We start from the raw sequence: 19,605 nt of genomic DNA, 5'->3' as shown, positions 1-19,605 counted from the left end.
ATGAGTATGCTTGTTATTGTTTGTTTCCGATTTTATCTCTGCAAATAAAGCAATAATCATCGGAATGGCGAAATTATTGCGCGAAAGATTCATTACTTTTGCCTACACTCAATACTCTCAAGATGAAAATAGTTGGACGCATTCTTTTTATCATCTATTTCTGCCTGTTGGGCGGCCCCCTTTTTCTTTTTTTTACGCTGCTGACAGCCCTGTCCACCTCCATCGGCAGTATGCTCGGCTATAGCAGGATTTTTGCCTATTACCCGGGGCTGATATGGTCTCGGCTTACGCTTGCGCTCTTCATGAGCCCGATACGTGTGGTGGGACGGGAGCATGTGCCGGACAAAGGACCTTTCGTCGTCATGGCCAATCACCAAGGGGCCTGCGACATCTTCATGATGTACGGTTACCTCGGCATCCCATTCAAATGGGTTCTCAAGGAGGGTATTCGCAAGATCCCGTTCGTGGGTTTTGCTTGTCAGGCGGCAGGTTTCATTTTTGTCGATACCAATAGCCCCTCAGCCATAACGCATGCTATGGCACAGGCGCAGCGTGTGCTTGCAGAGGGCACTTCTATCTTCATCTTCCCCGAGGGTACACGTTCGTTCACGGGGCGATTGGCACGTTTCAAAAAAGGTGGTTTTCTCATGGCCGATGCGCTCGGTGTACCCATCATTCCCGTCTCGCTGGACGGTTCCTTCAAGCTGCTTCCGAGAGGGAAGTATTTCCCTCGTCCGCAACGACTGACTCTGACGATACATCCGTCGCTGAGGATATCAGACTTCGGAGAGAAGCCTCTTTCCATAGCTGAGGCCGTGAGGGAAACTTCGCGACGGATAGCCTCTGCTGTTTCGGAAGAGGTAGAAGCCCAACAAACATAACGAGAAGGGTAGCTTTATGGAGCAGACGCACATTCTTATAGAGACGACTGTGAACGATCTTCGGTGCATGGGTGATCCCAAACGTGCCGTACATTCACAACGTTTTTTCAAGACCGGGCCGGGCCAATACGGCGAGGGTGACGAGTTTCTTGGTATTTCCGTTCCTGATATTCGTGCTTATGAGAAGGCGCACAGACCTTGGTCAGTAGAGGTGCTGACCCTTCTCCTGCAACAGCCGTACCATGAGGTGCGTCTGTTGGCACTCATAGGTATGACGGAGCTATACAAACGAACGCGTTCCGGGGCGGAGCGCGTCGCCATCTTGAGTGCCTATCTGGGGCATACTGCGATGGTCAATAATTGGGACTTGGTGGATACGTCCGCGCCCGGCATCATAGGCGAATACGTCCATGCCCATCCCGAGGAGGGCAATGCCCTGCTGGATCATTTGGCGGCTTCGTCGTCGCTCTGGGAACAGCGTATTGCCATGGTGGCCAATTGGCGCTTGATTCGCTACGGAGAGTACGAACCCACGTTGCGTCTGGCGGAGAAATTGCTCTTCCATCCCCACGATTTGATGCACAAAGCAGTCGGTTGGATGCTGCGAGAGATGGGAAATAAGCGTGAGGATCTGCTGTTGGCTTTTCTCGATATACACGCTGCAGCCATGCCGCGCACGGCTCTTCGCTACGCCATTGAGAAGCTTTCTCCTGCGCAACGCACTTATTTCATGGCGCAAGGGAAGTCGCGTAAATAATGTAACACACTTATCAACCATACAAAAAAGAACAACAATGAAAAGATTCGTACTGATGGCTGCCTTCATGGTAGCTGCCATCTTGCCGATCGTGGCACAAGAGAGCGGAAATGCTGCTGCAACGGAATTGCCCAAGCCCGAGTACACTTATTGTGAAATCATCGGGACTTCGTCCGGAGTATTCGGTCCGAAGGTGAAAGTGGTACTCGACTTTGGACAGACTTTGGTCAAGGAAATTGTGGATGAGTCGGGCAAAACAATCAAGTTCGAGTCTATGACCGATGTGGCGAACTACATGGCTCGTTTCGGTTGGGACGTTGTACAAACCTACGCCCTCACGTATGACAACAATAAGAGAGAGTACCATTTCCTCCTCAAAAAGAAGTATATCTCCAACGAAGACATCACCCTCGGCATCATCACACGTGCCCAATACAAGCAAATGAAGCGCGCTGGCAAGTAAGAGGGAATGCCCCCGATCTCATGAGCGTTGAGGCACATTTCACGAGTATATATTCTTCTCAATTATGTTGCTGGTTTGTTTTATCTTGCAACAAACGTCGTGGCGACACTTTATGTGATTACAGAATTTGTTGAACTATCCGATGCCTTTTGGCTTGTCTTGGGGTATTCCGCCATTATGACTGCGATGGCAGCTGCTATTCGTAGCGAGCTGCCCAATGGATTAGGCCTCCCTGCCAAAAACCTTGCTTTCTGGATTTTCTTCATCTCTTTCTCCAGTTTGTCTTTCTACTGGCTGATGTTTGTCCATCCACTCTGGCTGTTTATCGGAATTCCGCTGATCATCATATTTCTGAAGGTTGCCTTCTTCTTGATACGCGTCGTGAGGTTTCTCTTTTGATATTACTGCAAAGCATTGAGATTTTGAGACGTATTGACATCATTCCGTCTGGCGGTAGTTTAAGAGAGCTGCGGCATGGGGCTTTTGTTTCTTGTGGGATTCTTTGTTGTCGAGGCCGTATGTTTGTGAAAAAAGAAAGGCAGGTTATCGTCTAAACGATACCTGCCTTCTTCTTTTTACCAGTCGGGGTGACTGGATTCGAACCAGCGACCACACGCCCCCCAGACGCGTACTCTAACCGGGCTGAGCTACACCCCGCTTGCTTATTGCGTGGCAAAGGTAGGGTATTTTCTTTATCCGCCAAGCATTTCTCGATAAAAATCGAGGCATTCATGCACGATTTCTTCTGAAATTTCAGTTGGTTCTCCTACTTGACCCACTCCACGGAGCGGAATGAGTACGATTTTTCCTTTTTTGTTCTTCTTGTCTTTGTGGCAATAAGCAGTCAGTTCGGGGTATTGCTTGCAGGTGAAAAAGAAAGGAGGGTAGTACTCTTTGGACCAAGAGACGAGCGTAAAGAGGATGTCACGAGGGAGGCCGTGGGTCAAAACGGAGTGATAAAGTTCGCTGATAAGCCCGATCATCACTGCGTGTCCGTGCGAGATCGCGTTCTCTTGCAACAGTCGCAGCGACAAACTCTCGACTGCGTGCCCGATGGTGTGACCCAAATTGAGGATGCGTCGTAATCCTGATTCGAGCGGATCTTGCACCACTATCGATTCTTTGAATGCCACATTTCGTGCCACTATTGACTCCCATACTACCAGATCGTCAGAGAAAAGGTCAAATGAAACCGCCTCTTGCCAAGCCTCTTGTCCGATGAGAAGCGCATGCTTCATCACCTCGGCATATCCCGATAGTCGTTCGCGATCGGGCAGCGTAGTGAGGAAGGCGCAGTCGCAAAAGACCGCTTTGGGTTGGTGGAAGGAGCCGATTTCGTTTTTGATACCGCTGAAGTCGATACCCGTTTTGCCGCCGACCGAAGCATCCACCATGCCCATGAGCGTCGTGCTAAGGTTGATCGTGCGAATGCCACGCTTATAGACCGATGCGACAAATCCCCCGAAGTCCGTCACCGTTCCGCCTCCTATACATAGTAAAATGGAGTGGCGGGAAGCACCCCTCTCGCTCAGCCATTGCCAGACGGGAGGACAGTTTTGCCACAGCTTGAGGTCCTCTCCTCCCGACACCATGTGCCAGTCCTCCGGTGCGGTGATGGCGCAGATGGGAGCAAGTCGCTCGGCATGCTGCTCGGCAACGACTGCATCGCACAAAACGAACAATCGGTCGTAAGCCATGTCCGACAGAGCCGGTATCAGCTTACGACCGATGATATCTGTTCCTACTGTAATCACAGCGTCGTGATGATGCGCGGGACGAATCAGTTCGCCAAGTCCGCCTCTTTCAATATCTGCTCAATGGCAGCGTGGATGCCCTCGCTTTTCTTGCCGCCGGCAGTCGCAAAGTGGGGCTGTCCGCCGCCACCGCCTTGAATGAGGCCGGCTGCACTACGCACGAGCTTGGCCGCATCCATACCGCTCTCTACGAGGTCTTTGGACAGCATCACCGTCAGGGCGCATTTGTTTTCACTCTCAATCGTACCCGCTACGATGGCAAAGCTCTCGGTCATTTCGCCTGCGATCTGGAAAGCCAAGTCCTTCATCATTTCGGTTTGCATCAGCTCTTTGATCGCAAAGACTCGTATGCCGCGACGACGGATGTCCTGTTCGAGAAGCGTTTTCTTGAATCGTGCGATGCGTTCCTGCTTCATGTCGGCCACCTGTTTCTTGAGCTGTACATCCTCTTCCAGCATCTTCTCAATGGATTTGATGAGGTTCGGATTATTATTGAAGAGCTCTTTGATGGCGAGGAGGATGTCTTCCCGTTCGTATGTCAGTCGTTCGGCATTGGCACCCGTCACAGCTTCGATACGGCGGATGCCCGAAGCGATGGAGCTCTCGGATACGATTCGGAACGTACCGATCATACCTGTCGAAGGTATGTGCGTACCCCCACAAAGCTCTACGGAGGAACCGTACTTCATCACGCGTACTTCTTCGCCGTACTTCTCGCCGAAAAGAGCCATGGCACCCATCGCCTGTGCTTCGGCTATGGGCACGTCGCGGAACTCTTCCCTCCGATAGTCTGCACGAATGCGCTGTGCCACCAATTCCTCCACCTTGCGAATTTCTTCCACACTCATCTTGCCGAAGTGCGAGAAGTCGAAGCGGAGCACTTCGGGGCTTACGAACGAACCTTTCTGCTCCACGTGCGTCCCCAACACATCGCGCAGGGCTTCGTGCATGAGGTGGGTGGCGGTGTGGTTGGCTTCTGCCTGACGGCGCTTCTCCTCATGGATGCGTGCCACGAAAGTGTCGGTAGTACTTTCGGGGAGTTTCTTCATGAGGTGTACAGGTAGGTTGTTCTCCCGTTTGGTGTCGAATATGTCGTATGCCACACCCGACTCGTCTATCAGTTGGCCGCTGTCGCCCACCTGTCCACCCATTTCGGCGTAGAAAGGTGTGTCCGACAGCACCACTTGGTAGTATTCCTTGTTCTTCTGCTTCACCAGACGGTAGCGTAGTATCTCGGTTTCCGTCTCAGTGAAGTCGTAACCGGAGAACTTCGATTCGCCTTCACGGATCACCACCCAGTCGCCGGCCTCCATGGCAGCGGCATTGCGGGCGCGCTCTTTTTGCTTCTGCATCTCTGTGTCGAATCCGGCCTCGTCCACCGTCATGCCGTTTTCTGCCAAGATCAGTGCCGTCAAGTCCAGCGGGAATCCGAAGGTGTCGTACAGTTCGAAAGCATCCGTTCCTCGGAGCGTAGTAGAGCCTGCCGCCTTGTTCTCCGCGATCTTCTTGTCCAGCAGACGAATACCCGTCTCCAGCGTGCGCAGGAAGCTCTCTTCCTCCTCTTTGATCACACGGCCGATCAACTCACGCTGAGCCTGCAATTCGGGATAGGCATCCCCCATCGTGTCGATGAGTGTGGGCAGGAGGCGGTACATGAAGGCCTCGCGACAGTGCAAGAACGTGTAGCCGTAGCGTACGGCGCGGCGCAGGATGCGGCGGATGACGTAGCCGGCCTTGGCATTGGAAGGGAGCTGTCCGTCCGTGATGGCGAACGCAATCGTGCGGATGTGGTCGGCTACCACACGCATCGCTATGTCGGTGGAGGCGTCGTCGCCGTATCGGATGCCGCTCATCGTCGCCAGAGTCGAGATAAGGGGTTGGAAGACATCCGTGTCGTAGTTGGACGTCTTGCCCTGAATCGCCATACAGAGACGCTCAAAACCCATACCTGTGTCGATCACCTTGTGGGGCAGAGCATCAAGAGAAGAGTCTGCCCTACGATTGTACTGCATGAATACGAGATTCCATATCTCGATCACTTGCGGATGATTCTTATTGATGAGTTCCAAGCCATTTACGCGGGCGCGTTCTTCATCCGGTCGCAAGTCGATATGTATTTCCGAGCAGGGACCACAGGGGCCGGTGTCGCCCATTTCCCAGAAGTTGTCGTGTTTGTTGCCGTTGATGATGCGTTCTGCGGGGAGGAACTGCGCCCAATAGGATGCAGCCTCGTCGTCACGGCTGAGACCTTCGGAGGGGCTGCCCTCGAATACGGTGGCATACAGCCGATCGGGGTCGAGCCCCAATACGGAGACCAGATACTCCCAAGCCCATTCGATGGCTTCCTTCTTGAAGTAGTCGCCGAACGACCAGTTGCCCAGCATCTCGAACATGGTGTGGTGATAGGTGTCGTGTCCCACCTCTTCCAGGTCGTTGTGCTTGCCGCTCACGCGCAGACACTTCTGTGAGTCGGCTACGCGGGTATATTTGGCCTCGACGTTGCCGAGGATGATGTCCTTGAACTGGTTCATGCCGGCGTTGGTGAACATGAGCGTGGGGTCGCCTTTGATCACCATGGGGGCCGAAGGAACTATTTTATGCCCTTTGGAGGCAAAGAAAGACTTGAATGATTCTCTGATTTCTTTTGACGTGAGCATATCGATTGCACGTGTTGATTCTTTGTAATAATGAGGACAAAAATACGAACTTTCTTGATTGTAAGGATTTACTCTCCGCTTCCGTGTTTTCGGTCTCTTGCGAACCTTTTGGCTCCGACGAGGCGGGATTTGTGAGGGCGCGGGGGTGTCTGCGCACATAGGCTTGTCCCGAATGTGCTCAGGTGTGGAGTCGGGATGTCGGTTTTATGCGCCGAAAAACGGCAGAATCACGTGCCAAAATCCGCGAAAATTGGCGCCAAAAAAAATCCGAAATGGCGCCAAATCTTTTTTGAAATGGCGCGTATTCTCAAAAAAATATGCGCCAAGTTTTTTGGGACGCTGTGCGACCATCTTTTTGCGCCTAAACGAACTCCTTTGGTATTTGGGTGCTTCCAAGATTGGACTACCTTTGTTTATACGATAAAGAGCGGGAGGATCGGATCGCCCGTTCGTACACTTCCTAATCTGTAGTCGAATGACAATCGAACAACTATACGATGCCTATCTGGCGCATCCCATCGTGACGACCGACAGCCGTCGCACACCGCAGGACAGTCTTTTCTTTGCTCTCAAAGGGGAGCTGTTCGATGGCAATCAGTATGCAGCCTCGGCCTTGGAGCAGGGTTGCGCCTTGGCAGTGGTGGACGATCCTGCTGTGGTGCGCGACGAGCGCTATCTCCTGGTGGAGGATGTGCTCACCGCCCTGCAGCAGTTGGCCGCTCTGCATCGCAGCCGACTGGGTACGCCCGTTATCGGTATCACGGGTACCAACGGCAAGACGACCACCAAGGAACTGATGGCTGCCGTTCTCTCCTCTACCTACCATATATTATATACAGAGGGCAACCTCAACAATCATATCGGCGTTCCGCTGACCCTGCTGAGGCTCCGACCGGAGCACCAGATCGCCATCGTCGAAATGGGTGCCAATAAGCCCGGAGACATAGCCGAGCTGACGGCTATCGCCCGTCCCGATTACGGCCTGATCACCAACATCGGTCGCGCCCATTTGCAGGGATTTGGCTCCCTCGAAGGAGTGCGTCGTACCAAGGGCGAGTTGTACGACCATGTCCGCGCTGCCGGAGGGGCACTCTTCCTGCACACGGATGATGACACGCTCGTGGCTATGGCCGAGGGGATGGACTACGTCTCCTACGGCACTTCGCCCGCTGCCACGGTGCAGGGGCGGCTGTCTCCGCAGCAGGATTCGCCCTATCTCTCCTTCGATCTGATGGACGGCGTGAGTGATACGCGGGTGATGACCCGACTGGTGGGCGATTACAATCTGCCCAATGCCTTGGCCGCTGTGGCGGCAGGCCGGTTCTTCGACGTGCCGGACGAGGCCATTGTCAGTGCATTGGCGTCTTATAAGCCGGGCAACAATCGCTCCCAATGGATGGAAACAGAGCGGGGCAATTCGCTCATTGTCGATGCATACAACGCCAATCCCGTGAGTATGCGTGCCGCTCTTGACAACTTCGACACCATACGCACGGACAAGACGCCCGTGCTCATCCTTGGCGATATGAACGAGCTGGGGGCGGAGAGTGCCGCTGAGCACGCAGCTCTCCTTCGACGCATACGTGAGGGACGGAGCAATCGAGTGCTGCTCTGCGGGCCGTGCCTGATGGCTATGGAGCAGGACTTTCCCGAGGGGGCGATGGGCTTTGCCGATCATGTGGCGTTGGCACACTATCTGGAGGAGCATCCGATACATGATTCTCTCATCCTGCTCAAGGGATCGCACGGCATCCACCTCGAAAACATTATCCCGCTATGCTGAAGCAAACGCTCTCACAGAAGCAACAGCAGGGCTTTACGGCTATGCAGATCCAGCAGATCAAACTGTTGGAGCTGCCGGCTTTGGAGCTGGAGGAGCGCATCCAAAAGGAACTGGAGGTGAATCCTGCTCTCGAAGAGGGACTGCCCGATGACGAAGGGAGGGACGACTCTGAAAGGCTCGACGACGAGACGATGCCCGACGGTGACGCAGATATCTTGCTCGGGGATTACCGCAATGAGGATGACATACCGGACTATAAGTTGCGGGAATGGCAGGATAGGAATAGCCGACGCGAGGAGATCCCTTTCTCGGCCGGTGCACCCTCCATCAATGACAGGCTCGTGGAGCAACTCAAATACCTCCCGCTGACGGAGCGTCAGCAGCAGCTTGCTCCCTACATCATAGGCAATATAGACGAGGATGGCTACCTGCATCGCGGCACGGAGGAGTTGCTGGACGATCTTGCATTTCGTGCCGGTATAGACGCCGATGCCGCCGAGGTGGAAGAGGTGATAGGACTGGTGCAGAGTCTGGATCCGCCGGGGATATGCGCGCGTGACCTGCGCGAATGCCTCATGCTGCAGCTGCAGCGGCTACCCGATACGTCGGCACGGACGACTGCCATGTACATCTTGTCGAGGCAGTACGACGACTTCCTGAACAAGCGCTTCGATCGCATCCGTGAAGAAGCTGCGCTATCGGATGCGGAGATGAAGGAAGTCTTCGATCTCATCATGCAGCTCAATCCCAAACCTGCCAACGGTTGGGGCGATGATGCGGAGGCAGCCATGATACGGGTGCATCCGGACTTCATCGTGGAGCGTCTGGGTGAGGATTTGTTGGTATCTCTCACCGCGGGCGGGGACGTGCAACCTCTGCGCGTGAATCCGGCCTATCGAGAGATGTTGGAGGACTATCGCAGCTCGGCGAAGAATCGTTCGCGCGAACGTCGCGAGACATTACTCTTCGTTCGTCAGAAGGTAGAGCAGGCGCGGTGGTTCATCGACGGCATCCGTCAGCGCAGGGAAGCGATGCAGCGAACGATGGAGGCCATCGTGCGTATGCAGGAGGATTACTTCCGCAGTGGCGAATTGTCCGATCTCAGACCCATGGGAATGAAGGATGTGGCTGATATGACGGGTTACGACGTGAGCACGATCTCACGGGTGAGTAGTAGTAAATACGTGCAGACGGACTTCGGCGTTTTCCCGCTCAAGTATTTTTTCAGCGATGCCACTACCAACGATCAGGGCGAAGAGGTCTCTACCCGAATGGTGAAACAGCTGCTGGCGGAGATCATCGAGACGGAAGACAAAGCAGCACCCCTCACCGATACGGACTTAACGGAGGCTTTGGCCGAAAAAGGTTACCAACTGGCGCGTCGCACCGTGGCCAAGTATCGGGAACAATTGGGCTATCCTGTGGCGAGGATGCGCAGGGAAGTCGTATAGAATGCGCCTGTCAGGCGGGCATACTCGGATGAATAATAGCCTGCTGCGGGGTGGATAATGAGCGTATCGCTCACGAGTGGCGGCATGTCGATAGCAGTATCGGCGTGCCGCCATTCGCTTAAAAGACGCTTGGGTTGTTTGTGGGGCAGGGTGCGCACCTCCGTCAGGCGGGTGAGCATCAGGCGGGAAGATGCAGCATACATACGCAAATCGCCGAGCCTGTCGTAGGGCGTGACGAGTGCCAAGAGACCATTGGGACCGAGGAATCGGGCGGCCTGCTCCATCAACTTCTCCAGCGTGAGATCTCCTTCGTGGCGTGCTACGGTGCGCTGCCGGTCGGGAGCGTGGAGAGAGGCACGGAAGTAGGGCGGATTGGACACGATGAGGTCGTAACCGCTTGCAGGTACTGTCGAGAGAAAGGACGGGGCTAAAAAATCCCCCGCATGGATGTTTACCCGCTCGGAGAAGGGAGAGGCTGCGGCATTGCTGCTGGCGCAGTCGGCGGCAGTCGGCTCTATTTCCACTCCTTCTATTCGGGCTTGGGGGAATCGTTGCGCGAGCATCAGCGCCACAAGACCGGTGCCGCTGCCCACGTCCAGGCAGCGCAGCGAGGCGTCCGTGGCACAGCTTTCTCCGGCCCATGCGCCGATGAGAACTCCGTCAGTGCCCACACGCATGGCGCAACCCGTTTGGTCGATAGAAAATTGTCGGAAGTCGAAGCTGTCTTGTGACATGGGGCGTGGCGCTTGCTCTTATGGAGTGGTGTCGGTCTCTGTCGTGTCCCGATGCCACAGCTGCTGCATCCGTTCGCCCAACTTGGCTTCGTGTGCGGTGTGTGTCTGCGGCTGCCAGAAAGTGGAGCCCACGGCCTTGTCCGGCAGATACTGCTGAGCGACGAAGTGCCCCGCGTAGTCGTGTGCATAGCGATAGTTACGCCCATAGTCGAGATCAGCCATGAGTTTGGTGGGAGCATTACGCAAGTGCAGGGGGACGGGCTGATTGCCTGTCTTGCGCACGTATTCGAGTGCAGAGTCTATGGCCAGATAGGCCGAATTGCTCTTCTCGGATGTGGCCAGATAGATGGTGGCTTCGGCCAGCGGGATGCGCCCTTCGGGCCAACCGATTCGGTCGAGAGCCTGAGCGCAGGCGATGGCTATGAGCATGGCATTCGGATTGGCCAGCCCGATGTCTTCGGCAGCCGAAATGATCAGGCGGCGAGCGATGAACGAAGGCTCCTCTCCTCCGTCAATAAGGCGCGCGAGCCAGTAAATGGCGGCGTCGGGGTCGCTTCCACGGATGCTCTTGATGAAGGCCGAGGCGATGTCGTAGTGGAGTTCGCCCCCTTTGTCAAAAGCGGCGGGATTCTCCTGAAGGCGCTGCCGAACTTTTTCGTTTGTGATGACGAGTTCGTCCTCCACTTCACTTGTCAAGAGGAGATCGAGGATGTTGTACAGCTTGCGTGCATCTCCGCCGGCGTAGTGGAGCAATGCCTCGCTCTCGTCGATGCGGGTGTGTTTGGCGGCGAGGGCAGTATCTTGCGCGATGGCACGACGTGCCAACAGCATGAGGTCTTCATCGCTTTGTGGCTTGAGGACATAGACCTGGCAGCGCGATAGCAAGGGGCGGATGACTTCGAAACTGGGATTCTCCGTCGTAGCTCCGATGAGGGTGACGATGCCGCGCTCCACGGCTGCGAGGAGGGAGTCCTGCTGACTCTTGCTGAAGCGGTGTATCTCGTCGATGAAGAGGATGGCACGCCCGCCCTTGTCGAAGAGGCTGCCCCGCTTCGCTTCGATGTCGGCGATAACCTCGCGCACTTCCTTCACGCCCGAACTTACGGCACTGAGCGTGTAGAAAGGAGCATCGACTTCGTGAGCAACGATCTCGGCCAACGTGGTTTTGCCCACGCCTGGCGGCCCCCAAAGGATCATGGAGGGTATTTCTCCCTTGCGAATCATCTGTCCGAGCGCAGCCTGCGGACCGACGAGATGGTGCTGACCGGCATAGTCGGCCAGTGTCTTCGGACGCATTCGCTCTGCCAATGGTATTTGTTTCATGATGCTAAGGTACATATTTGCACCACGCAGCCCACTTTCTTGATAATTGAGTGTCGAACGGAAGGAAAGACTGATATACGATTGTCAGCTGACAACGCCTCGGAATATAGTTCGCGCGCAAAGGATTGATGTGGCATACGGATGCAGTCTTATTTCTTTACTTTTGTAGGGAGTGAATGTCACTTTTTGCTAACACCATTTATTTGTCTTTTGTAGAGAAATATGAATCGAGCTCGAATCATTGTAGCCGGCATCGGACCGGGTAGCACGGCGGACATCACCCCCGCAGTACTGGAGGCTATAGGCCGTTCCGACGTAGTCGTCGGCTATAAATACTATTTCCAGTTTATCCAATCCTACCTGCGTCCTGATGCACACTGTGTTGATAGTGGGATGAAGAAGGAGCGACAGCGTGCCGAGGAGGCTTTCGACTATGCCTTGGCGGGCAAGACTGTCTGCGTGATCAGTTCGGGCGATGCCGGTATATACGGCATGGCTCCGCTCATATATGAGATGAAACGAGCCAAAGGAGTGGAGATGGACATCGAAGTCCTGCCCGGTATCAGTGCTTTCCAGAAAGCCGCTTCGTTGCTGGGAGCCCCCATCGGTCATGATCTCTGTCTCATCTCGCTCAGTGACTTGATGACGCCTTGGCTTGTGATTGAGAAGCGAATTGCTGCTGCTGCATCGGCGGACTTTGTCACGGCCATTTACAACCCCAAGAGCGAAGGCCGTTACTGGCAGCTCTATCGTCTGCACGAAATCTTCCTGCAGCATCGTTCGTCCGATACGCCTGTGGGCTTTGTACGTCAGGCCGGCAGAGCCGATGAGGAAGTGACGGTGACGACTCTCGGCGCGTTCGCCCCCGAAGCGGTGGATATGTTCACCGTCGTAATCATAGGAAATACGCAGTCCTATGTGCACGAAGGCTGTTTCATCACACCACGTGGTTATTATCGTGAGACGGAGATCGAAGCGAAAGGAATCGGGCAGGAGATTATGATCAAGAGCTTCCGCACGATTGAGCGCGAACTCAAGCGTATGGATTGGCCTTTGGATCACAAATGGGCTTTGCTTCATGCCATTCATACGACTGCGGACTTCGACATGGAGAACATCCTTTATACTGATCCGCATGCCGTGGCCTCCTTGTATGAGATGGTGGAGACGGGGCGCCTACACACGGTCGTGACGGATGTGACGATGGTGACTTCGGGCATACGCAAAGGGGCTTTGGAGCGTCTCAATGTCGAGGCCAAATGTTACTTGCATGACCCGCGAGTGGCTGAGTTGGCAGCACGCCACGGAATCACCCGCACGCAGGCTGGCATCCGTCTGGCTGTGGAGGAGCATCCCGACGCGCTCTTTGCCTTTGGTAATGCACCCACGGCTTTACAGGAGTTGGCCGATTTGATCCACCGTGGCAAGGCGCATCCGGCCGGTATCGTCGCCGCTCCAGTCGGTTTCGTCCATGTGCAGGAGTCGAAGCATGCCGTGAAGCCGTTTGTCTCCATTCCCAAGATTATTGTGGAAGGACGCAAAGGGGGCAGCAATCTCGCCGCTACCCTCATCAATGCCATCCTCTGCTACAACGATGCTGCACAACTCAAACCCGGACGCGATGTGTGACACGACCATAGAGCACGCATTGCACAGCGGGCGGCAACGCTTCGTTATTCTGGGGATGAGCGATGCCCCGCATCCGTATTTCATACCCGAGGCCGTGGAAGCCATCGCCCGAGGCAGGGTTTTCAGCGGAGGACTGCGTCATCGTGAGATCGTGCACACGCTCTTGCCGCAGGGGGCGGAATGGATAGATATAACTGTGCCGTTGGACGACGTCTTCGAGCAGTATCGAGCACATGAGGAGATTGTCGTTTTTGCTTCGGGCGATCCTCTATTCTTTGGATTTGCCAATACGGTCATGAACAGACTGCCCGATGCCGAAGTGGTAGTCTTTCCTGCGTTCAACAGCTTGCAAATGCTGGCGCATGCCATGCGATTGCCCTATCACGACATGCGGATCGTATCGCTCACCGGTAGACCGTGGCATGAGTTTGATCGTGCCCTTATCGAACGAACGCAAAAAATCGGTCTGCTGACCGATCGCGAACATACTCCTGCCACCATTGCTCGGAGGATGCTCGACTACGGTTACACCGACTATACGATGTCTGTGGGAACACAAATGGGCAATCCGAAAGAGCAAAAGTTGGACACGCTCTCACTCCGGGAAGCAACGGAGCGGGAGTTCGGTCGTCCCAACTGCGTTATACTGACGACCAATAATCGCAATATGCCATACCGCGCCCCGATGGGATTGTCGGAGACTGATTTCATGCCATTGGACGGTCGCGTGAAGATGATCACAAAGAAGCCGTTCCGGCTCGTGTCGCTCAGCTGTCTGGACCTTCATCACGCTTCATCGTTCTGGGATGTGGGATTCTGCACCGGATCAGTATCTATCGAAGCCAAACTCAATTTCCCTCATCTTCATGTTGCGGCCTTTGAGATCAGGCCCGAAGGGGCTGCCCTCATGCAAGAGAATAGTCGCCGCTTCGGTGCACCCGGTATCGACTGTCGGATCGGTGACTTCTTGGATGCAGACGTAACCGATCTTATGCCGCCCGATGCCGTCTTTATTGGTGGCCATGGTGGAAAGCTCGTGGAGATAATAGCCAAGGTGCATCGCTCGATGACTGCCGGCGGTCTTCTCGTCTTCAACTCCGTATCAGAAGAGAGTCGTGCCCTCTTCCTCGCCGCCATAGAGGCCTGTGGAATGAAACTCCTCTCCTCTATGCGCCTGATGGCCGATGCCAACAATCCTATCGACGTACTACAAGCAAGAAAACAAGATTAGAACACACTCCTATGCCACAACTCGATCGTACAGCCATTGTCTGTGTATCTCATATCAGTCTGTCTCTGGCGCAGACCATTGCATCCGAACTGTTGGGAGAGAAAAAGATATTTACGATAGGTCTTCTTCCTACTGAGGTGTCGTCTGCTGAGGTTTCTACTATTTCCTCTATTGCCGATTTGGTTGCAACCTCCTTTTCGCTGTTCGATGCATGGATTTTTATCGGAGCGATGGGGATATGCGTGCGAAGCATTGCGCCCTATATCACAGATAAGCATCACGATCCTGCCGTCGTCAATGTGGACAGTACGGGGCGCTACGTGGTCTCTGTGCTGAGCGGACATGTAGGAGGGGCCAATGATCTGACCTGTCTGGTTGCGTCTGCCATCGGTGCCGAACCCGTGGTGACTACGCAGAGCGACCGCATCGGCTTGTGGGCGTTGGACACATTGGCCAATACGTATGGATGGAAGGCCGTGTCCAATACGGGCGATATGAATCGTCCGATATCTCTCTTCGTCAATGGTGCCCGCACGGCACTGATCTTGGAGACAGCCGGACGAGGAGAGGACGAGTTGGAGAGGACTTGCCCGCCTCATGTACACCTTTATTATCGCTTCGAGGATGTTTGTCAAGAAGATTATGATCTTCTGCTTGTTGTTTCTGCTCGCTATAACGAGAGTCAGCTGCCGATGATCGCCTATTATCCTCCTGCTCTTGTGCTGGGGGTGGGGTGTCGCAAGCAGTGTGCATCTGCCGGCATCCTCGCACACATTGTCTCGGAAATTCGACGGTTGGGCTATGCTCCTGAAGCCGTGGGCGGAGTCAGTACCATAGATATCAAAGCCAATGAACCCCTTATCGCAGACATTGCCCGTAGTCTGGGCAACCAACCGCTCCATATTTATACGGGAGAGGAGCTGCAGGGGGTAGAGGTGCCCAACCCCTCTGACAAAGTATTTGCCGTTACGGGCAGCTACGGTGTGGCAGAGGCATCGGCTCGAAAGGCCGCGGGTATGGGTCCTGTTGTCATTGAGAAGCAGAAAGGGCAGCTGTCCGAAGGGAATGATTTCACCTTTTCCGTGGCGCAAACTGCCGATTCGGTTCGAGCCGGCCATATCGAAATTGTTGGAGCCGGACCGGGTGATCCCGATTTGGTCTCGGTGCGGGGACGGCAATTCTTGGAAAAAGCCGATCTGATCCTTTATGCCGGTAGCTTGGTGCCGCGTGAATTGACCGCCTGTGCCAAGGCAGGAGCTACTGTCAGGAGCTCGGCCGCAATGAACTTGGAAGAGCAGTTCGAACTGATGGCCGATTTCTATCGGCGAGGCAAGTTGGTCGTTCGCCTGCATACGGGCGATCCCTGCATATACGGAGCTATCCAGGAGCAGATGGCGCTTTTCGATCATTATGGTATGCGCTATCACATCACCCCCGGTATCTCATCGTTCCAAGCCGCTGCCGCTGCTCTTCGTTCACAGTTTACCATTCCGGAGCGCACGCAGACGATCATCCTCACCCGAGGGGAGGGACGCACTCCCATGCCTGAGCGAGAGAAACTTCATCTGCTGGCACAGTCGCAGAGCACGATGTGTATCTTCCTCAGCGCAGCGATTGTGGACGATGTGCAGCGCGAGCTGCTGGTGCATTATCCGCCCGAAACGCCTGTGGCAGCCTGCTATCGTCTGACGTGGCCGGACGAAAAGATTTTCCGAGGCACACTTGCGCATCTGTCCGAAATCGTGAAGGAGAATAATCTGACGCTTACGACTATGATCGTCGTGGGAGAAGCCATCGACAATCGCGAAGGGCTGTCGCGCTTGTATGCCGACGAATTTAAACACCTCTTCCGCACATGATCCTGCTCTTCGGCGGCACGACGGAGGGGCGGGCTGCTGCCCGCGTGTTGGACGAGTCGGGGACGCCGTTTTTCTATTCTACCAAAAGCAGTTTGCAAGAGATCGTTTGCAATCATGGTGTCCGTCTCGCGGGAGCCATGACGGCTGCTGACATCGTGACTTTCTGTGAGGAAAAAGCGATCCGATTGATCGTGGATGCCGCTCATCCGTTTGCCGAAGGGCTGCATGCTGCCGTCGCAGAAGCTGCCGATCGCTTGGCTCTTCCTGTCGTGCGATACGAACGCAGGTATCCTCCCCGAGAGGAGGGGATCGTCTGGTGTGAGGACTATGATGCGGCTGTTCGGAAGATGCTGTCCGATGGAGTGGAGCGTTTGCTCATGCTCACGGGCGTGAATACCATTCCCAAACTTGCAGATTTCTGGCGCGAGCGAACTACCTTCTGTCGTATTCTCAAGCGTGACGAATCCTTGGCCTTGGCCGATCGGAGCAGCTTCCCTCGCGAGCACATTGTTTTCTATGAACCTCATGCCGACGAAGCTCTGATGCAGAGCCTTCGCCCCGATGCCGTGATCACCAAAGAGAGTGGAGAGAGCGGCTTCTTCGGTGACAAGATAGCTGCGGCGCGCCGTCTCGGTATCCGCGTCTATGCAGTCGTTCGTCCTGTTTTGCCCGAGTCTTTTATTCCCGTTTCCGGTCCGGTCGGACTGAGGCGAGCTGTCGAACGTCTTCTGCCTGCTTTCTTCCACTTACGTAGTGGGTTTACCACCGGTACCACGGCAACGGCTGCCGTGGTGGCTGCCATGCGTGCGCTGCTGCAGAAGGAAATGTCCGAGACAGTCCCCGTAGAACTCCCTTCCGGTGAGGTTGTCACTCTTCCTGTCGCTTCTGTTCGAGCTGAAGGGGATGCTTTCTTGGCCACGGTGCTGAAAGATGCGGGCGATGATCCCGATGTAACCAACGGGATGGAGATCTGTGCATTGGTGCGATTAACTACGGAACATCGAGAGGTGCGCTTTCTCAAAGGGGAAGGAGTCGGAGTGGTGACGCTGCCCGGGCTTGGGCTCGAGGTGGGAGAACCTGCCATCAACGCCGTTCCGCGTCGCATGATGGAGACCGAGGTGCGCCGACTATATCCCCGAGGCGGGGTGGATATTACCATTATTATTCCTGCCGGACGAGAAGCTGCTGCGCAGACCTTCAATCCCCGTTTGGGCATTTGGGACGGTATCTCTATTATCGGCACCTCCGGAGTGGTGAAGCCGTTCTCGTCCGAAGCCTTTATCGGTGCCATCCGCAAGCAAGTGGGGATCGCTACAGCCTTGGGCGCTCGTCATATTGTCCTCAATTCGGGTGCCAAGAGTGAGCATTACGTCAAGGGGGCCTATCCTGATTTGATTCCGCAGGCGTTTGTCCAGTATGGCAATTTTATCGGTGAATCGCTCAGCTGTGTGGCTTCATTTCCTCCCGTCGATTTGGTGACCATCGGGATTATGCTCGGCAAGGCTGTGAAGTTGGCCGAGGGCAATCTGGACACGCATAGCAAGAAAGTCGTGATGAATCGTGATTTCCTCCACGAATTGGCACGCCGGTCGCATTGTTCGGCAGCTATTCATCCGATAATAGAGGACCTCAATCTGGCTCGTGAATTATGGACGCACCCGACTGCTGAGGATGCGGAGCTGCTACTCCGTGCGGTTGCCCGTCATGCTTGGGCAGCTTGTCGTCCGCTGGTGCCTTCGTCTCGTTTCGAGCTGCTGCTCATAGACGAAGCCGGTGCCATTCGTTTTCGAGTCGGAGACGAATCGTCTCGCTGATTTCACCCTTTACTCTTTCTTCCCTCTGTCGAAAACAAAGACGTGAAAGGCTCCCACGAAGAGTCCTCCGCCCACGATATTGCCGAGGGTGACGGGGAGCAAATTGTCGATGGCAAAGCTCGCCCAACTGACAGATGCTCCCTGTAGCATGCCGAGGGGGATGTAGAACATATTGGCGATCGAGTGCTCAAATCCCATCGCCACGAACGTCATGACCGGCCACCACAGCCCGAACATCTTGCCGGTAAAGTCTTTGGCGGCAAGTCCTAACCAAACGGCCAGACAAACCAACCAGTTGGCGCCTATCCCTCGCAAGAATGCTACATGGAAGGGTAGGGAGGTCTTCTCTTCCGCTATGTGGGTGATGGCACTATGCCAAGGATCGGCATCGACAAATCCCGTCAGATGCACGAGGAAGTAAGTGAAGGCAAAAGCCCCGACGAAGTTGGCTATATAAACCACCGTCCATAGCTTGAGGGGGAAGAGAGCGGGTATTTGTCGTTTGACTACGGCAGGTATCAGCACTGCGTTGTTGCTGGTGAATAGTTCGGCACCCGTGATCACGACCAAAATCAATCCGACGGGGAACATGGCACCGCTCAGCAGCTTGGCCAGAGCCGGATTAGCTTCAGATATCCCCGGGAAGCCCTTCCCGATGAGCAAGGAGAGGAATCCCCCGATGGCGATATAAGCCCCTGCCATTATGCCCAATAAAAATAACTGACTCCATGTTTTGCCATACTTGCTTGCAGCCATCTGATAGGTCTGCTCAAGTACTTCTTTCGGATTTCGTACCATATCTGATCTTTCTTGGGTTTTGTATGCGTGGGTAAATTCGCAACTGCAAATATACCCCATTCCCCTATCTCAGCCGTCGAAAGGAAGAGAAAAGCCGTCGGTTTGTTAAATAGTCGGTTGTTTGAGCCCTAAAATGTCTTTTTCTGTTTGTCGCCTGTTGTCGATAAGCTCAAAAACGGTTGAAAACAGCGTCGCTCGCGAACGACGACTCAAAAAAGTATTTTTCTGTTGAAAAACCGCGAGCGAAACGCCGAAAAAGTATTTTTCTGTAAAGAAACGATCGACAAAACCTCGAAAAACGATTATTTGACCTTTTGTCGACGAGCGACGACTCGAAAAATCGTTTTTCAGTTCTTCGTCGACGATTGATGACCTGAACAACGCTAATTGAGCTCTTTGTTCCTCATTGATAGCTTGCTAAACCCTGATCAGACCCTTCGTATACGAACGAAAACCCCAAAAACGCTGATC

15 protein-coding genes and 1 tRNA gene are annotated in these 19,605 nt (G+C 54.5%); 10 read left to right on the top strand and 6 right to left on the bottom strand.

Features of this window, described 5'->3' with window-relative positions:
* Positions 1-122: 122 nt before the first annotated feature.
* The 4 genes from C7382_RS06100 to C7382_RS06085 all read left to right on the top strand — a co-directional run bounded on the left by C7382_RS06100 (position 123) and on the right by C7382_RS06085 (position 2,500).
* Positions 123-881 (top strand): lysophospholipid acyltransferase family protein, encoded by a 759-nt coding sequence (locus tag C7382_RS06100; protein WP_116679404.1) that lies wholly within the window; start codon positions 123-125, stop codon positions 879-881.
* Positions 882-897: 16 nt separating this feature from the next.
* Entirely contained in the window at positions 898-1,638 is a 741-nt protein-coding gene (locus tag C7382_RS06095; RefSeq protein ID WP_116679403.1) for a DNA alkylation repair protein, read from the top strand.
* 37 nt (positions 1,639-1,675) lie between these two features.
* On the top strand, positions 1,676-2,101 hold the full coding sequence (locus C7382_RS06090; RefSeq protein WP_116679402.1) for a hypothetical protein: 426 nt from the start codon (positions 1,676-1,678) through the stop codon (positions 2,099-2,101).
* Between the two features lie 99 nt (positions 2,102-2,200).
* Entirely contained in the window at positions 2,201-2,500 is a 300-nt protein-coding gene (locus C7382_RS06085; RefSeq protein WP_116679401.1) for a hypothetical protein, read from the top strand.
* 183 nt (positions 2,501-2,683) lie between these two features.
* Here C7382_RS06085 and C7382_RS06080 read toward each other — a convergent pair.
* The 3 genes from C7382_RS06080 to alaS all read right to left on the bottom strand — a co-directional run bounded on the left by C7382_RS06080 (position 2,684) and on the right by alaS (position 6,512).
* Positions 2,684-2,758: transfer RNA gene (locus C7382_RS06080), tRNA-Pro, on the bottom strand.
* Positions 2,759-2,793: 35 nt separating this feature from the next.
* On the bottom strand, positions 2,794-3,855 hold the full coding sequence (gene aroB / locus C7382_RS06075; protein WP_116679400.1) for a 3-dehydroquinate synthase: 1,062 nt from the start codon (positions 3,853-3,855) through the stop codon (positions 2,794-2,796).
* A gap of 26 nt (positions 3,856-3,881) precedes the next feature.
* Positions 3,882-6,512, bottom strand: coding sequence for an alanine--tRNA ligase (gene alaS, locus C7382_RS06070; RefSeq protein WP_116679399.1), 2,631 nt, complete (start codon positions 6,510-6,512; stop codon positions 3,882-3,884).
* A 475-nt stretch (positions 6,513-6,987) separates the two neighbouring features.
* Here alaS and C7382_RS06060 point away from each other — a divergent pair, with 475 nt between their 5' ends.
* Both C7382_RS06060 and rpoN read left to right on the top strand, forming a co-directional pair.
* The gene (locus C7382_RS06060; RefSeq protein WP_116679397.1) at positions 6,988-8,295 is read left to right on the top strand and encodes a UDP-N-acetylmuramoyl-tripeptide--D-alanyl-D-alanine ligase; all 1,308 of its coding nucleotides are present in this window, start codon (positions 6,988-6,990) and stop codon (positions 8,293-8,295) included.
* Positions 8,289-9,746, top strand: a complete 1,458-nt coding sequence (gene rpoN / locus C7382_RS06055) for an RNA polymerase factor sigma-54 (protein WP_116679396.1) — start codon at positions 8,289-8,291, stop codon at positions 9,744-9,746. Before C7382_RS06060 ends, rpoN begins: the two co-directional genes overlap by 7 nt.
* Here the strand turns inward: rpoN and C7382_RS06050 are convergent.
* Complete coding sequence (locus tag C7382_RS06050; protein ID WP_116679395.1) at positions 9,710-10,480, bottom strand: tRNA1(Val) (adenine(37)-N6)-methyltransferase; 771 nt, start codon at positions 10,478-10,480, stop codon at positions 9,710-9,712. The two genes, rpoN and C7382_RS06050, sit on opposite strands and share 37 nt — an antisense overlap.
* Positions 10,481-10,498: 18 nt before the next feature.
* Entirely contained in the window at positions 10,499-11,803 is a 1,305-nt protein-coding gene (locus tag C7382_RS06045; protein WP_116679430.1) for a replication-associated recombination protein A, read from the bottom strand.
* 222 nt (positions 11,804-12,025) lie between these two features.
* Here C7382_RS06045 and cobJ point away from each other — a divergent pair, with 222 nt between their 5' ends.
* The 4 genes from cobJ to cbiD are packed head-to-tail and all read left to right on the top strand — an operon-like array spanning position 12,026 to position 18,336.
* Positions 12,026-13,432: a precorrin-3B C(17)-methyltransferase gene (gene cobJ, locus C7382_RS06040; RefSeq protein ID WP_116679394.1), complete on the top strand. Its 1,407-nt coding sequence runs from the start codon at positions 12,026-12,028 to the stop codon at positions 13,430-13,432.
* Entirely contained in the window at positions 13,425-14,663 is a 1,239-nt protein-coding gene (cbiE, locus tag C7382_RS06035; protein WP_116679393.1) for a precorrin-6y C5,15-methyltransferase (decarboxylating) subunit CbiE, read from the top strand. Before cobJ ends, cbiE begins: the two co-directional genes overlap by 8 nt.
* Positions 14,664-14,674: 11 nt before the next feature.
* Entirely contained in the window at positions 14,675-16,522 is a 1,848-nt protein-coding gene (cobM, locus tag C7382_RS06030) for a precorrin-4 C(11)-methyltransferase (RefSeq protein WP_116679392.1), read from the top strand.
* Positions 16,519-18,336, top strand: a complete 1,818-nt coding sequence (gene cbiD / locus C7382_RS06025) for a cobalt-precorrin-5B (C(1))-methyltransferase CbiD (protein ID WP_116679391.1) — start codon at positions 16,519-16,521, stop codon at positions 18,334-18,336. The genes cobM and cbiD overlap by 4 nt, the downstream gene beginning before the upstream one ends.
* 9 nt (positions 18,337-18,345) lie before the next feature.
* Here cbiD and C7382_RS06020 read toward each other — a convergent pair whose 3' ends face one another.
* Entirely contained in the window at positions 18,346-19,134 is a 789-nt protein-coding gene (locus tag C7382_RS06020; RefSeq protein WP_116679390.1) for a formate/nitrite transporter family protein, read from the bottom strand.
* Between the last annotated feature and the right edge of the window lie 471 nt (positions 19,135-19,605).

The sequence above is a fragment of the Porphyromonas loveana genome (genome assembly GCF_003096695.1).
GTDB lineage: Bacteria > Bacteroidota > Bacteroidia > Bacteroidales > Porphyromonadaceae > Porphyromonas > Porphyromonas loveana.
The sequence above is the reverse complement of the archived record's forward strand: the minus strand, read 5'-3'. Positions and strand labels throughout refer to the sequence as shown.